Origin of the sequence: Bacillus sp. NEB1478 (assembly GCF_031582965.1) — a bacterium.
GTDB lineage: Bacteria > Bacillota > Bacilli > Bacillales > Fictibacillaceae > Fictibacillus.
This window is the reverse complement of sequence record NZ_CP134049.1, coordinates 1,887,135-1,901,950: the sequence shown is the minus strand read 5'-3', so window position 1 is coordinate 1,901,950 and position 14,816 is coordinate 1,887,135. Positions and strand designations below refer to the sequence as shown.

Annotated in this window: 14 protein-coding genes; 9 read left to right on the top strand and 5 right to left on the bottom strand. The window is 36.6% G+C overall.

Annotation, left to right across the window (positions count from 1 at the left end; genetic code table 11):
• Window positions 1-75 precede the first annotated feature (75 nt).
• Window positions 76-1,251 (top strand): alanyl-tRNA editing protein, encoded by a 1,176-nt coding sequence (locus tag RGB74_RS09390; protein WP_310762724.1) that lies wholly within the window; start codon window positions 76-78, stop codon window positions 1,249-1,251.
• Between the two features lie 45 nt (window positions 1,252-1,296).
• On the opposite strand, the gene RGB74_RS09385 is transcribed toward RGB74_RS09390, so the two are convergent.
• The 3 genes from RGB74_RS09385 to RGB74_RS09375 form a co-directional block, all read right to left on the bottom strand.
• A complete protein-coding gene (locus tag RGB74_RS09385; protein WP_310762723.1) occupies window positions 1,297-2,697 on the bottom strand; it encodes a hypothetical protein in 1,401 nt (466 codons plus the stop codon).
• A gap of 353 nt (window positions 2,698-3,050) precedes the next feature.
• The gene (locus RGB74_RS09380; protein WP_310762722.1) at window positions 3,051-3,245 is read right to left on the bottom strand and encodes a hypothetical protein; all 195 of its coding nucleotides are present in this window, start codon (window positions 3,243-3,245) and stop codon (window positions 3,051-3,053) included.
• An 80-nt stretch (window positions 3,246-3,325) separates the two neighbouring features.
• Window positions 3,326-4,963, bottom strand: coding sequence for a sensor domain-containing diguanylate cyclase (locus RGB74_RS09375; protein ID WP_310762721.1), 1,638 nt, complete (start codon window positions 4,961-4,963; stop codon window positions 3,326-3,328).
• 188 nt (window positions 4,964-5,151) lie between these two features.
• Here RGB74_RS09375 and RGB74_RS09370 point away from each other — a divergent pair, with 188 nt between their 5' ends.
• The 3 genes from RGB74_RS09370 (at window position 5,152) to RGB74_RS09360 (ending at window position 7,894) form a co-directional block, all read left to right on the top strand.
• Window positions 5,152-5,985 carry an aminoglycoside 6-adenylyltransferase gene (locus RGB74_RS09370; protein ID WP_310762720.1) on the top strand — a complete coding sequence of 278 codons (834 nt, stop codon included), beginning with the start codon at window positions 5,152-5,154 and terminating at the stop codon, window positions 5,983-5,985.
• Between the two features lie 144 nt (window positions 5,986-6,129).
• Window positions 6,130-6,945, top strand: coding sequence for an adenosylmethionine decarboxylase (gene speD / locus RGB74_RS09365; RefSeq protein WP_310762719.1), 816 nt, complete (start codon window positions 6,130-6,132; stop codon window positions 6,943-6,945).
• A gap of 229 nt (window positions 6,946-7,174) precedes the next feature.
• Window positions 7,175-7,894 (top strand): YebC/PmpR family DNA-binding transcriptional regulator, encoded by a 720-nt coding sequence (locus RGB74_RS09360; protein WP_310762718.1) that lies wholly within the window; start codon window positions 7,175-7,177, stop codon window positions 7,892-7,894.
• A 13-nt stretch (window positions 7,895-7,907) separates the two neighbouring features.
• Here the strand turns inward: RGB74_RS09360 and RGB74_RS09355 are convergent, their stop codons facing one another.
• Both RGB74_RS09355 and RGB74_RS09350 read right to left on the bottom strand, forming a co-directional pair.
• Window positions 7,908-8,315 (bottom strand): disulfide oxidoreductase, encoded by a 408-nt coding sequence (locus tag RGB74_RS09355; protein ID WP_310762717.1) that lies wholly within the window; start codon window positions 8,313-8,315, stop codon window positions 7,908-7,910.
• 2 nt (window positions 8,316-8,317) lie between these two features.
• Complete coding sequence (locus RGB74_RS09350; protein ID WP_310762716.1) at window positions 8,318-9,025, bottom strand: DsbA family protein; 708 nt, start codon at window positions 9,023-9,025, stop codon at window positions 8,318-8,320.
• Between the two features lie 246 nt (window positions 9,026-9,271).
• On the opposite strand from RGB74_RS09350, the gene RGB74_RS09345 reads away from it, so the two are divergent.
• From RGB74_RS09345 to RGB74_RS09325, 5 genes are all read left to right on the top strand, one after another.
• Window positions 9,272-10,288 carry a Bug family tripartite tricarboxylate transporter substrate binding protein gene (locus RGB74_RS09345; protein WP_310762715.1) on the top strand — a complete coding sequence of 339 codons (1,017 nt, stop codon included), beginning with the start codon at window positions 9,272-9,274 and terminating at the stop codon, window positions 10,286-10,288.
• Between the two features lie 77 nt (window positions 10,289-10,365).
• Complete coding sequence (locus RGB74_RS09340; RefSeq protein WP_310762714.1) at window positions 10,366-10,827, top strand: tripartite tricarboxylate transporter TctB family protein; 462 nt, start codon at window positions 10,366-10,368, stop codon at window positions 10,825-10,827.
• A 12-nt stretch (window positions 10,828-10,839) separates the two neighbouring features.
• Window positions 10,840-12,366, top strand: coding sequence for a tripartite tricarboxylate transporter permease (locus RGB74_RS09335; RefSeq protein WP_310762713.1), 1,527 nt, complete (start codon window positions 10,840-10,842; stop codon window positions 12,364-12,366).
• A 60-nt stretch (window positions 12,367-12,426) separates the two neighbouring features.
• Window positions 12,427-13,998 (top strand): sensor histidine kinase, encoded by a 1,572-nt coding sequence (locus tag RGB74_RS09330; protein ID WP_310762712.1) that lies wholly within the window; start codon window positions 12,427-12,429, stop codon window positions 13,996-13,998.
• A gap of 15 nt (window positions 13,999-14,013) precedes the next feature.
• Entirely contained in the window at window positions 14,014-14,703 is a 690-nt protein-coding gene (locus RGB74_RS09325) for a response regulator (RefSeq protein WP_310762711.1), read from the top strand.
• Window positions 14,704-14,816 lie beyond the last annotated feature (113 nt).

The following is a 14,816-nucleotide window of genomic DNA, read 5'->3' as shown; positions in this document are numbered from 1 at the left end:
AAACATTACGTGCCTTGCCCTTTACTTAGAATGTTAAACTATGTATGACTAGGTTTAGAAAGGAATGACCTTATTTTGACGGAAAAGCTATATTATTCTTTACCTTATACGACCGAATGGGAAACAAAGATAAAAAGAACATTCGAACGGGATAACGAAAAATTTATTATTCTAGAAGAATCAGCATTTTATCCAACTGGAGGGGGACAGCCTTTTGATACAGGAAGCATTAATGGGATTGATGTAGAAGATGTTTTTGTTGAAGAGGACGAAGTAGTTCATAAGATAAAAAGCATGCCTGATGATTCTAATGTGAACTGCAAGATTAATTGGGATAGAAGATTCGATCACATGCAGCATCATAGCGGTCAGCACTTGCTTTCTGCTGTTTGTAATTCGCTATATAATGCTAGTACCGTCAGTTTCCACCTTGGCGGCGATTTTGTAACGATCGACGTTGATTCTCAAGAATTAAGCCAAACACAATTAAATAAAATTGAAAAAGAAGTAAATCAGCAAATCTATCAGAACAGATTTATTCATACCTATTTTGTTTCTAATGAAGAATTGGAGAAAATACCGCTAATAAAAATGCCAAAGGTCACAGAGAATATTCGTATTGTTGAAATTGAAGGAATTGAACATAATGCATGCGGCGGGACTCATGTTTCAAGAACAGGAGAAATCGGTATCATTAAACTGTATAAAACGGAAAAGCAGCGTGGAAATACAAGAATTTTCTTCAAATGCGGAAGCCGAGTACTGCAAGACATGAATGATAGCCAGGATATATTAAACAAACTTTCTCTAAAATTCAATACAAGCCGAGATGAAATCCTCAACCGCTTCGAAAAATGGGAGGAAGATCACAATCAACTTGAAACAGAAATTAGTGTATTAAAAGAACAGGTCAACCACTATCAAGCTAAAGAACTCCTGCATAAAGCGAATAATGACTTTCTTGCCCATGTTTTTGAGGACAAAAGTTTTAATGACATGAAGGAACTCGCTATTAAGTTAGCAAGCGAAAACAACTTGTTTGTTTTATTTTTATCACTCTCTGAAAATAAGGTCATGCTTGCGAATAATGGGACGGAAAGCACCTCATGCGGTAAATTTTTAAAACAGCACTTAGCAAAATTCAATGGAAAAGGCGGGGGAAATGACAAAACCGCACAGGCGGCGTTCACTGCAATATTAGACGCAGAAAAGTTTTATCATTTTGCAAGTCAAAATATATCTAGAAATTAATAAAAAGCAGAGTGAGCCACATTTGGCCGTTACTCTGCTTTTTTATTATATTAAAAACATGGCAACGATCGTTGTTACTACCAAACCGATCGTTACTGGCTTTAAGTTTCTTCTAGCTAGTTCAAATGGATCAACACCACAGATTGCAGCAGCTGGAATCAATGCCCAAGGCACCAATGTTCCACCGCCTACCCAGATTGCGGCTATTTGACCTAATGCAGTCAGTGTTGCAGCACCAGCTCCTATAGCTGTACCAAAAATATTTGCCACAGAACCCGCTAACGAGATCCCAGAGAAACCAGAGCCATCTAATCCTGTTATTGCACCTACAGTAGTAAGAGTAATAGCACCAATCTCTTTACTCATCGGGACAACGGATGCTAGTGCGACACCGATATCGTTTACTATGCCCTGTGATGTTTTCGGTAAAAATTCACCAATGATTTTTGTAAAACCTGCATCTCCTAAATAGAAGAAAGCGGCAATTGGAATGACAGGTCCAAAAACCTTGAATCCAAATGTAAACCCTTCAATCATATAAGATGTTGTTTTTTCAAGCCCTTTATTTTTATGACTGAACATCGTAATAAGCAAGAGGATGAAAACAGAAGTCCCACCGATCAAGGCAGTTGCATCGCCGCCTTGAAGCTCGAGGATATACATAGCTGCTACGTCTAAAGCAAACAACAATGGTATAAAAAGAGCGAACAATTTCTTTTGACCGTTAGAGAGAAGGTCAGTCTCATCTTTATCTTTTTCAACGATTTCTGTCTCTGTTAAACCTGTCTCCATCGTTAGTTTACCAGTTTTCATATCACGTCTTAAAAAGTAAAAGGCTGCGACTGTAGTGACTAAGCCCATTATTAAAACAAGAGGGATACTTGCATCAATTACTTCATTAATCGGAAGACCTGCAGCATCAGCTGTTAGTTTTGGAGCGGCTTGAATAACAAAGTCACCTGACAAGGCGATTCCATGACCAAATAGATTCATTGCCATGGCGACACCTAATGCAGGCAATCCAACTCGGACTGCCACTGGCAGTAATACAGCACCTAAAAGAGCGACAGCTGGGGAAGGCCAGAAAAACCAAGAAATAATCATCATTACAATACCGATCGTCCAGTAGGCAAGTGCAGGTGTGCGAATCAGTTTGGAGAAAGGTGAAATCATCACATCATTAATACCTGTAATCGTTAACGTTCTGCTCATGGCTACAATGATAGAGATGACAAGTATAGTTGGGAGGAGCTCTGTAATCGCATAAATAAAGCTGTTAAATATACTGCTGATCGATCCGCTTAAGGATCCCGTAGCTGTAATTGCAATCAAGAAAATACCAAGTATACAAATAAGCGAGGTATCACGTCTCTTTACCATAAAACCTATGATTAAGCCAATAAACACAATATAAATCCAATGCAGCGCTGTAAGTTCAACGCCCATTTTAATACCTCCCCTTATGGGTAATTAGCCCTTATGATGTAATACAGAATATGTTGAAAGGGAAAAGGTGTGAGAATAATTAAGAATAAGAAAAAGAAACATTTTTTCAATTTTGCTAGTTTCATTGTAAATGGTGCTTGCGTTGAAAAAATAATTAACATTATGGCTATAATAAAAGGCTCTTTTCTAAAAGATTGTTGCCTTTGGCTAATGACATACATTCGCAACATTGGCAAGTTGATTGGAGTGTAAGGTGCGAGACTCCAGCGGGATTAGCGTGACCACTCAATTTCGCAAGACGAAGGGTGGGCTCACCGTACGCCCCGCGGAAAGCGAGCATCCTGTAACGGAGATCAACCACTTTCAAGAGCAACAGAATCTGCTTTTATCGGCCGGGTGAACGGAATTTTAAATCCTCTCTTTATGGGAGCGATGGTGTTGACAATGTCAATGAGCGGGTGGCTGAAGGAGACCTTCTCCCTAGTGTTGATGTTTGAATGTGCTTCATTATTGTTTATTATTGGAATTCTTACGATGGTGCCGCTCATGAGAAAAACCTCTAAGACTCTTAAAACCGAAGTTCATAAGCTATAAAAAAAGCCGGAGAATATCTTCCGGCTTTTTTTATTCAGGAAACCCGATTATTGCTATCATAAAAATTTACTTGGTTTTTCCCTGCATTTTTTGATGTGTATAAAGCTTGATCTGCCCATTGAAGAATCTCATCTGGTTTAGCACCTTTTGCGGGTAACACCGCTCCAATACTGCATCCAATTTGTGCTTTTTGTCCATTGATAATAAATGGACGATTTAGTTCTTTGATTATTTTATCTGCTGTTTGATTGGCAAAATGAATAAGAGCTTCCGACTTAGAAATGATGACTACAAATTCATCACCGCCAAGACGAGCTGTAAAATGATTTGAATTCAAACAGGACCTTATTCGATTACCTGCTTCTTTTAATAAAAGATCTCCCGCATGATGACCAAGTGAATCATTAACTTTCTTAAATCCATCAAGATCCAGATATAAAAGAACTTTATTTGGGGTACCATCTTTTGTATTTATAAACATCTCTTCTAAATAAGCATAAAGGGATAAACGATTTGGTAGTCCGGTAAGCGCATCGTGCATTGCGATATTTTCCATTTTTCCTAGCTCAGATTCTGTTTTTACAAGCGAAGCTACGAGTTCTCTTAACGATAATGATAGAATCTCAATATCCTTTATTCCTCTAATATAAGGAATTTCAACATTTTCACCATGCCTTAACTTATTAGCAGCTTGAGCAATCTTAAGTAGAGGTTTGGAAATCATTCCGGCTAAAAACCAACCGAGAACTGCCATTAAAATAGAAAACAAGGTTCCAATGATAAAGATAAACTGCTTTAGATGATTTACCGATGAAAATGCAACTTCTTCTGGTTGCCTTACAATAACAGTCCAGCCTAATCCTTTATAATTCTTATAACCTTTTCCGTAAGCATAACCAGTTAAATAACGTTTTCCATCCGGCCATTTCTCTAGCTTCCAACCGTTTCTTTTCAATTGAGAGGTTTCTAAATTATTTAAATTTAATGGTTCACCTAGTAATTTTTTCGGTCCTAATAAAACGGTATGATCCTTTGAGCTCACAATAAAGAGATCAACATCCTTCCGCTTACCCTGAAGCGGCTGAAGCATAATATTTTTGATCTCTTTCGTCCATTCCCAACTTAAGTGGGCAGCAAGAACCCCTTTAAATTTACCGTCATCCCCAATTACGGGAGTACTAATATCAACAAGCTGGAGTGGTTCACCATCTTGAGTAGGTATCCATTTAGCTAATAATACTGCATCGTGTACATCACCAATGAAGGGATTCTTAAGTGCTCCCTTAAATACAGGGCGCTCGGAAATGTCCACATTTATTAATATTTTGTTGCTCGCAGCTGTAACGATTCCGTCACTGTTTGTTGCTCCGACCCATGAAAAAGAAGGGATACTAGCATGAAGCTGGTCTAGTAAAGATTGAGCTTCATCGGTACTGTTTGGATTTTTCAAAGCTTGGAGCTGACTGAATACTTGTATTTCCTGATAACGTGACCACATAAAATAATCAAGTTTATCAGCCATCTGAAAAGCGACCCCAGCTAGTGATTCACCAACTTCATTTTCTAGCTTTTTACTAGATTGTTTACTGATCGTCATACTTAAAAAAACAGTAGTAATAAAAATAAAGAAGGCGAACGTCAACGCAAAATAGGTTCTAAGTTTTATAGACAATTTGTCAAACTCTCCTTGGCAAACATTGAATAAGGGTGAGGTGATTACCATTTATGGAAATCGACACCACAAAATCGATTATAACCAAAAGATTTGCTATTTGATATTTCTTTTTTACAAAGAAGGGGAAAATAGAGATTTAAAGAATAATAAGGAAATCGATTATTAAAGGAGTGTTTATTTTATGTGTGGGATTTGTATCTAAATATTATGAAAGAGATGTGGCATTACCTAAGAAGTTAAAAGCATTGCAAGAAGCTATTCACCAAGATTTAAATAATGACCCTCACATCGATGCCTATTTTTACGGAGGTTCACTCGCAAACAAAAACACAGATCATTATTCAGATCTAGATCTTCGAATCGTTGTAAAAGAAGATGTTTATGAAAATTTCAGACTGAACAAGAAAGAAAGAGCAAAAAGGTGGGGCGATGTTCTTTATTATGAGGGTTATCCCAACGCCACGCATTCTGTTGCACATTTCAGAGAGTTTATTAAAGTAGATACATTTTATTATAAACCGAACGATCTTCAACCTTCTGTTTATCTGAAAAAGGCTATGATTGTTATTGATCATTACGGAATCGTAACGGATATTGTGGAAAAATCACAAGCTATTCATTACACATTGAGTATTGAAGAATTTGAAATTTGGCGTGGAAAATATTTTGCCCATATGCATGAAGTCTACAGAAGAGTTATGCGGGAAGAGTTGTATTATGCTTTAAGTTCACTAGATAAGATGAGATGTTCTATAGCAATGGGCTGGGATATGGAAAAGGATCGAACACCGAACTTTTTAGGAGATTGGTCGAAGTATGAAGGGAAAAGATCTCATTTAGCAACATGGCAATTAGCTCTGCTGGAAAGCTGGGATTGCAACAGAGATCCTCAGGAAATTTTCAAAGTATTCAAAGCGGTAAATTCAGAGTTTAAAAGGGTTCATAACGTATTATGTGAAAAACTCGGAATAAGAGAAAAAATAGCATGGGTAGAAGATATCATACAATTAGTAGAATAAGAATTTCAGGCATTTTAACCAAGAGAATAACTTAAAAGTTATTCTCTTTTTTGTGTTCTGTTTTTTATAACACTGAAGTGGGTAATATAAATATATTTACTTTATAACAATCAGAAACCAATCACATAAGGGGAATCAGATCTCATGAAATTTAAACCTGAACAGCATATTACTTTACACGGATTTAATAATCTTACAAAGTCCTTAAGCTTTAATTTGTACGATGTTTGTTATACGAAATCAAAAAAAGAGCGTGAAGCGTACATAGAATATATTGATGAACAATATAACGCGGAGAGGCTGACTAAGATTTTGCAAACAGTTTCAGATACGATAGGTGCTCACGTACTGAATGTTGCAAAACAAGATTATATCCCGCAAGGCGCAAGTGTAACGTTACTTGTTTCTGAAGGACCGATCGTCGAAGTTCCAACAGAATCACTTGATGAAACGTCAACCATGCCTGAATCAGTCGTTATGCAGCTGGATAAAAGTCATCTAACAGTTCATACTTACCCAGAATTTCATCCGGATGAAGGGATCAGTACTTTCCGAGCTGATATTGATGTATCTACATGCGGAGAAATTTCACCGCTTAAAGCATTGAATCACCTAATCGATTCTTTTGAAACTGACATTGTCACCATGGATTATAGAGTTCGTGGTTTTACTCGAGATATAGAAGGAAAAAAATTATTCATAGACCATGATATTAGTTCAATTCAAAACTACCTCTCAGATGATATTAAAACTGCTTATGATATGATTGACACAAATATTTATCAAGAAAATATCTTTCATACCAAATGCAGATTGAAAAATTTCGACCTAAACAACTATTTATTTGGCTATACAAAAGATTCGTTGGATGAAAAAAGCATAGAAAAAATTACAGAACGATTAAAGTTAGAAATGGATGAAATATTTTATGGAAGAAATGTAAAGCATTCGTCCAGATAAAAATCCCTGAAAAAGGGATTTTTTTATTTGCTATAGGGCTACCCATTTTTCACTTTTACATAAACAAAGAAATATTTACTTGTAATGAATGGGGAGGTTGAGAGTTTAATATTCGAAACACACGATATTAATGGTGTATAATAGCTGTTAGAATGAATTGCAGTCAGAAAAATGCTGTTGATTCATATTAATCATTTTAGATTCAAAAGTTGAAAGAGAGTGAGAAACAATGGGTCGTAAGTGGAACAATATTAAAGAGAAAAAAGCTTCTAAAGACGCGAACACTAGTAGGATCTATGCAAAATTCGGACGTGAAATTTACGTTGCGGCAAAACAAGGTGAGCCGGACCCTGAAAGTAATCAGGCTTTAAAAGTAGTGCTTGAACGAGCAAAAACATATAGCGTTCCAAAAACAATCATTGATCGCGCAATCGAAAAAGCGAAAGGCGGATCTGACGAAAACTATGATGAGCTACGTTATGAAGGGTTTGGACCAAATGGTTCAATGGTCATCGTTGATACATTGACGAACAACGTAAATCGGACTGTAGCGGAAGTACGCTCGGCTTTTAATAAAAATGGCGGAAACATGGGAGTATCAGGTGCTGTAGCCTATATGTTTGACGCAACAGCTGTTTTCGGACTTGAAGGGAAGACGGCAGACGAAGTACTCGAACTATTAATGGAAGCTGATATTGATGTACGTGATGTACTAGAGGAAGATGATTCTGTAATTGTTTATGCGGAACCTGATCAATATCGCGCAGTCCAGGAAGCATTAAAAAGTGCAGGTATAACAGAGTTTACAATCGCTGAATTAACGATGCTTCCACAAAATGATATTGAAATTCCGGAAGACGGACAGACACAATTTGAAAAACTTATTGATGCTCTAGAGGATCTTGAAGACGTACAGCAAGTCTATCATAATGTTGATTTAGGAGAATAAAAAAAAGCGGTCTCTATAGAGATCGCTTTTTTATGATCAACATACATATTGTGATAATGATAAATCCGGTTAACGCTAATAATGGAATTGTTATAAAACCAAGCCAATTAATGTATTGCCCAGAACAAGGAACGCCTGACGAACATACTTCAAAAGCTTTTAATGCCGGTATTTTTTGAAGTGCATAGTGATAACTGGACAACAGGATACCAAGTATTGAAAGAGGCAGTATATACCTTACAATCTTTGTATCTTGATGATAGTAAGCAATGCCAAGCAATATCACCATTGGATACATCAAAATCCGTTGATACCAGCACATTGTACAAGGAATGAAAGAAAGTACTTCACTAAAATAAAGACTGCCTAATGATGCAACAATCGCAGTGACCCATGCAATTAATAAATATTTAGCAGACACCTTTATTTCTTCTCCTTTGAGGCTTCATCTACCATTTTTTCCAGATCCCCAAATGTATTACCTTCAAATTTTTTCCCATTTACAAATAGAGTGGGCGTTCCTGTTACACCCAGATCTTTAACAAGGCCATTATCTGTATCAACAGCATTATCACCTATGTTTGTATTTAATTTTGAGCTAACCTTATCTACATTTTCTTTTGTCGTTACTTCACCCAATGTTTTCAATAAGAAATCCTTGGTAAAGACGTCCTTATGCTCAAGACTTTCATCTTCAGGCTGTTTTTTATAAAGAAGTTCGTGAAACTTCCAAAACGTATCATTTCCAAGTTCTTTATAAACTGTTTCTCCAAATTCAGCAGACCTTTTTGAATCAACATTAATAAACGGATAGTTAATAAAATAAAATTTCACTTTTCCGGTCTGAACCAGTTCCTTATCGATGATAGGGAAAAAGGATTCATTAAAGTCTTTGCAAATCGGGCATTTATAATCTCCAAATTCAATAATCTTAACTGGTGCATCATTATTACCAAGATAAGGCTGATTTTTATAAGAAATAGATGCTTGATCTTTATTGTGATTTCCAATAAATATAAAAACTAGAAGACCGATCGTGACTATTCCGATGACCCAAAATATCCATGCAGAAGAATTAGCTTTTTTCTTACCCTTAGTTCCCTTCACATTTTGCTTTTTTTGATTTCCCATTGTTCACCTCATAATGTCGATAGATTCTATTACTAAATAAAAAGAAGTTACTATTATCGTATACAAATTAGCTTCCTTTTACAATGGAGAAAGAAAAAAAGCACTTTTCCATAGCCTTTATTCCCACTCATTTTTTGTGAACATTATGAACAATATGCTCATTATGACCTTAAACTTCCATTTCATATATTGCGTGATAGGATTAGAAAAAGCTTAAATGAAAGCGCTATCAAAAGGGGGATATTAATGAAAATGCAAAAGTGGAAATCTTGGTTAATGGCTGGTGTACTGATGTCAACAGTAACTGCATGCAGTACTTCTGGAGGCGGAGGCAATAGTGGTGAATCCGATTATCCTACAAAATCTATTACAGTAGTTGCTCCATCTGGTGCAGGCGGCGGCTGGGACTTAACAGCTCGTTCTCTTACTAAAATTCTTGGAGAAACAAAATTAGTAGATCAAACAATGACGGTTGAAAACAAGCCAGGTGGCGGGGGAGCGGTATATCTTGCAGAATTTGCTACACAACATAAAAAGGATGATTACAAGCTGTATGTAAATTCCCCGCCAATCTTAATCAATAATCTCAAAAAAGAAGGCAATAGTCCTTACGGTTACAAGAATACAACTCCACTCGCGCAATTAACGAAAGATTTTGGAGCAATTGTTGTAAAGAAAGATTCAAAATATAATAGCTTGAAAGAACTGATGGATGCTGTGAAAATGGATCCTAAATCCGTAACGGCTGCAGGTGGATCAGCTCCTGGATCCATGGATCACCTAGTTGCTGTACTTCCTGCTTATAAATCAGGCGTAGACCCGAAAACTGTAAAATATGTTTCTTATGACGGCGGCGGTGAAGCAATTGCAGCATTATTAGGCGGTAATGCTGATTATATTGCTACAGATGCTTCTGCAGTAGGTGAATTTCTCAAGGCAGGAAAAGTAAAAGTACTTGGAGTTTCATCCACTGAAAGATTAAAAGGTGATCTTGCAGATGTACCGACTTTTAAAGAAGAGGGTATTGATGCAGATTTTACAATCTGGAGAGGCGTCTTTGGACCAAAGGATATGTCAGATAACGCAAAAAAATTCTGGGCTAAAAAATTAAAAGACCTTAATGACAGTGAAGAGTGGAAAGAAGAACTTGAACGAAATGGCTGGGAAGCAGAATTTAAAGATTCAGAAGAGTTTTCTTCATTCTTAAAAGAACAAGAAAAACAAGTTGAAGATCTATTAAAATCTTTAGGCATGAATAAATAAATGTAAGGTGGAGAAGTGAATTCTACTTCTCCATTTCTTTTAAAACCTGACGTTAGATTTATGAAGGAGAGTGTTTTATGCGGATAAGTGGTTTTGATCGGTACGCAAGCATATTCTTCGCGTTAATCGGTGTAACTTTTCTGATCGAAAGCAGAAAAATCGCTGATAGTGCGTATGGCAGTGACGTAGGACCAAACGTTTTTCCATTTTTATTAGGTCTTATTCTTATTTTACTAAGTATTAAACTGTTTTTTGAAACCTTGAATTCACAAAAGAAAGAAAGAGAGACGCTAGAGAAATTAGAAATAAAACGGTTTGTTATCATTTTTGCTATGAGTGTTATTTATGCATCATTCTTAGAAACCTTCGGTTATATCATTAGTACGTTTTTATTCCTTTTCATTTCCTTTCAGGCGATGGAGAAAGGAAGTCTTTTCAAGAATGCTGCGATATCTGCTTTGTTTTCAATCTGTGTTTACTTTTTATTTGTAAATATATTGAAAGGTTCCTTACCGGGATTTCCCGTTTGGTTTAATTAGGAGGTAAATCATATGAGTGTATTGGATTTTCTTTTGCAAGGTTTCCAAACAGCTATTCAGCCAGTAAACTTATTTTTTGCCTTTATCGGCGTTCTAATAGGTACTGCAGTTGGCGTCTTGCCCGGCATTGGACCTATGAGCGGTGTCGCTTTGTTAATTCCTGTAACAGCAACATTAACTGGCGGAATGGAACCATCTGCAGCAGCAACTAGTTCTATTATTCTATTAGCAGGGGTATATTATGGAGCAATGTATGGCGGCTCGACGACCTCTATCTTGCTTAACACTCCGGGTGAATCTTCGTCAGTTGTAACAACACTTGATGGATATCAAATGGCAAAACAAGGTCGGGCTGGTTCTGCATTATCCATCGCTGCTATCGGGTCTTTTATAGCTGGTGTCGTTTCTATCATCGGGTTAGTACTGCTGGCAAACCCACTCTCAGAAATGGCATTGAAGTTTGGACCGACAGAATATTTTTCTCTTATGTTATTAGGGTTAGCTGCAGTAAGCGGACTTGCAGGAGGATCGATGACAAAAGCTTGGATTATGACAGTAACCGGGCTTTTGCTTGCTACAATTGGGATTGATGCTGTATCTGGAGTATCAAGATTCACTTATGATATGCCAATTTTGTACGGGGGACTTGAATTCTTAACGGTTGCAGTAGGATTGTTTGCTTTAGGAGAAGTCTTTAAAACCATACTTCATAAAGATGAGGATCAAGACAGAATTGCTAAAGTTGGAAGAGTTATTCCTTCAAAACAGGATTTAAAAGAAAGCGCCGGGCCAATTGCACGAGGTTCAATTCTTGGATTTTTTATCGGTGTACTGCCTGGAGCAGGAGCTACACTCGCTTCTTTTTTTTCATATATCGCAGAAAAGAAACTAAGCAAAACACCAGAAAAATTTGGGAAAGGCGCAATTGCAGGGGTTGCAGCTCCAGAGTCAGCTAACAACGCAGCGTCAGGAGGCGCGATGATTCCTCTTTTAACTCTAGGAATTCCCGGCTCTGGAACAACAGCTATCTTAATGGGTGCACTCATAATGTATAATGTTCAGCCAGGCCCGCTGCTTTTCAGTGATCATCCCGACGTGGCTTGGGGACTTATAGCGAGTATGTTTATAGGAAATCTCATGCTATTAATATTAAACATGCCCCTTGTGAAGGTTTTTGCTAAAATTATAGAAACACCATCCAAATATTTACTTCCTATCATTGTTGCAATTTCAGTCTTTGGTGTATATGCCGTACAGGTTACAACTTTTGACTTGTATCTGTTGATTGGATTCGGTTTAGCAGGATACTTATTAGCCAAAAATGACTATCCTCTCGCTCCTCTTGTCCTTGGGCTAGTGTTAGGACCTATGATTGAAAATAATATGCGCAGAGCATTGACTACATCAAATGGTGACTTTATGGCTTTTATTCAGCATCCGATCTCTGCTTTTTTTCTGATATGTGCTGTTTTATGGATTGTTATTCCATTCATTTTAAAATTAAGAGGAAAAAAAGTCGTTATAAATGTGGAAGGATAAACAGTTACAAAAGAGAAGACTTTCTAATCGGGAAGTCTTTTTATATTGTTGGGGGAAATCATGAAACTGCAGACAAAATTAATTCTAATCAGCACGACTCTGATCTTTGTTGTCATCGTAATATTAGCCTTCATTTTCCAAGTGATGTTTGAAAGTACGATAAAGGATCAAATTGGTCAAAGAGCATTAAGTGTTTCGATGGCCGTCAGCAGGAATCCATTAGTTATTGAGGCTTTTGAAAATGAGAATCCTTCAGAGGTAATTCAGCCATATGCTGAGGAAATAAGAAGAAATACAGGTGCACAGTATATAGTAGTAGGGAATAAACAAGGCATCCGATATTCACATCCTATTAAAAACAGAATAGGAAAACGGATGGTTGGCGGGGATAATGATTTGGCGCTATCTGGAAAATCTAGTATTACGGAGGCCACCGGCTCTCTAGGACCTGCTGTTCGGGGGAAATCACCTGTCATTAATAATCAAGGACAGATTATAGGTTTAGTATCAGTAGGCTTTCTAACAACAAATATAAATAATATTATTTGGCCTTATAAATTAAAAATATTATTCGTTGGCATCCTTACACTTCTCCTCGGAATATCAGGTTCGGTATTGATCGCAAAAGGTGTAAAGCGGGCAACTCATGGATTAGAACCGAAAGAAATCGGTTTATTGTATAAAGAAAAAAGTGCTATTCTTGAGGCGATCAGAGAGGGTGTTATTGCTATAAATCGCGAAGGAGATATCACAATGGCAAATCAAACTGCATGCCAGATGTTAGAATTGCCTGAAGATAAAATATTAGGAACAAGTATAATTAAAACCATACCGAATACAAGATTGCTGGACGTTATAGAAAATGGTAAAAGTGAGTTTGATGAACAGATGAAGCTTGGAAACAGCAGTGTTGTCGTAAACCGAGTTCCCATTTCAGGTGTTACCGGAGACATTATTGGGGCAGTAGCTACTTTTAGAAATAAAAATGAACTCTATCGGCTGAATGAAGAACTTACACAAGTAAAAAGCTACAGTGAAGGTCTTCGAGCACAAACACATGAATTCTCTAATAAATTATATTTAATCTCTGGTCTTATACAAATAGAATCATATCAAGAGGCGCTCGATGTAATTACAAAAGAATCTGACTTGCATCAAAGTTTTGCTCAATTAATCATGAAACGAATTTCTGACCCATACATAGCTGGATTATTAATCGGTAAATTTAATCGCTCAAAAGAATTGAAGGTGAATTTACTCATCGATTCTTCAACACATTTTGAAGTACTTCCAGATACAATGGACAGACAATTACTCGTTACGATAATCGGAAATTTAGTAGATAATGCAATGGATGCTGTAGTACAAAGTATTGATAGAGATAAAAACGTGAAAATAGCCTTGACTAGTCTTGGAACTCAATTAATTATTGAAATTGAAGATTCAGCAGCAGGAATTCCACCACAAAAAGCAAATGATTTATATCAAAAGGGATATTCGACAAAAGGTGCAGATCGTGGCTATGGGCTGTATTTAGTAAATCAATCGGTAAAACAGTTAAATGGTAACATCTATTATGAACGAACCAAAGCCAATACAACTTTATTTACCGTTATTATCCCGAATGAATAGAGGCTTGAATAAACCATGCATTCATTTGAAGTTTTTATCGTTGAAGATGATATTAGAATCGCTGAAATAAACAGAAAATTCGTTGAAAAAATAGATGGCTTTTCTGTTTGCGGCATCGCTTTAAATCAAGAAGATGCAAAAGAGCAAATATCTATACTTAAACCCGATCTTGTCTTACTGGATATATATTTCCCTGATATGAACGGACTCGATCTTTTAAGGTGGATAAGAAGGGAATTCAGAGGTATTGAAGTTATTATGATAACAGCCGCTAGTGAATCAGAATCTTTGACTTTTGCACTAAATGATGGAGTTTTCGATTATATAGTCAAACCGGTTGTTTTCCAAAGGTTTAAACAGACCATGCTGGACTTCAAAAATTATAAATCTTCTATTTATCAATTAACAGCAACGAAAGAAATAAATCAAAGCATGATAGATTCAGTTATTAAGAAGGATAGACCAGACAGCGAAAGTGCTGTATTGCCAAAAGGGATAGACCGCATAACATTGGATAAAATCTTATCTTTTTTTATTAATAAAACAGATGGTTTTACCGCTGAAGATCTCGGTCAGTTAGTCGGTGTAAGCAGAACAACTGCAAGACGTTATCTAGAGTATTTAGTTACGGAACACAAAGTCTATGCAGACATTTCTTATGGTGGTGTTGGCCGTCCTGAAAGAATTTACCAATATAATAAATAAATGAAGAACCGAATAATTTTTTCGGTTCTTCATTTATTTATTTCAAGTGTTAATTAATCGCTAAAAAAACACATAGGTACTATCTTCTATTCCATTAAATATTTGTAAAAAAA

What these genes read in the sequence shown, in the direction of transcription:
- RGB74_RS09385 (WP_310762723.1), bottom strand. Translation starts at nt 2,697, where the DNA reads ATGGGCGTTGAACTTACAGCGCTGCATTGGATTTATATTGTGTTTATT.
- RGB74_RS09380 (WP_310762722.1), bottom strand. Translation starts at nt 3,245, where the DNA reads ATGAGCGGCACCATCGTAAGAATTCCAATAATAAACAATAATGAAGCA.
- speD (WP_310762719.1), top strand. Translation starts at nt 6,130, where the DNA reads ATGAAATTTAAACCTGAACAGCATATTACTTTACACGGATTTAATAAT.
- RGB74_RS09360 (WP_310762718.1), top strand. Translation starts at nt 7,175, where the DNA reads ATGGGTCGTAAGTGGAACAATATTAAAGAGAAAAAAGCTTCTAAAGAC.
- RGB74_RS09350 (WP_310762716.1), bottom strand. Translation starts at nt 9,025, where the DNA reads ATGGGAAATCAAAAAAAGCAAAATGTGAAGGGAACTAAGGGTAAGAAA.
- RGB74_RS09345 (WP_310762715.1), top strand. Translation starts at nt 9,272, where the DNA reads ATGAAAATGCAAAAGTGGAAATCTTGGTTAATGGCTGGTGTACTGATG.
- RGB74_RS09340 (WP_310762714.1), top strand. Translation starts at nt 10,366, where the DNA reads ATGCGGATAAGTGGTTTTGATCGGTACGCAAGCATATTCTTCGCGTTA.
- RGB74_RS09335 (WP_310762713.1), top strand. Translation starts at nt 10,840, where the DNA reads ATGAGTGTATTGGATTTTCTTTTGCAAGGTTTCCAAACAGCTATTCAG.
- RGB74_RS09330 (WP_310762712.1), top strand. Translation starts at nt 12,427, where the DNA reads ATGAAACTGCAGACAAAATTAATTCTAATCAGCACGACTCTGATCTTT.
- RGB74_RS09325 (WP_310762711.1), top strand. Translation starts at nt 14,014, where the DNA reads ATGCATTCATTTGAAGTTTTTATCGTTGAAGATGATATTAGAATCGCT.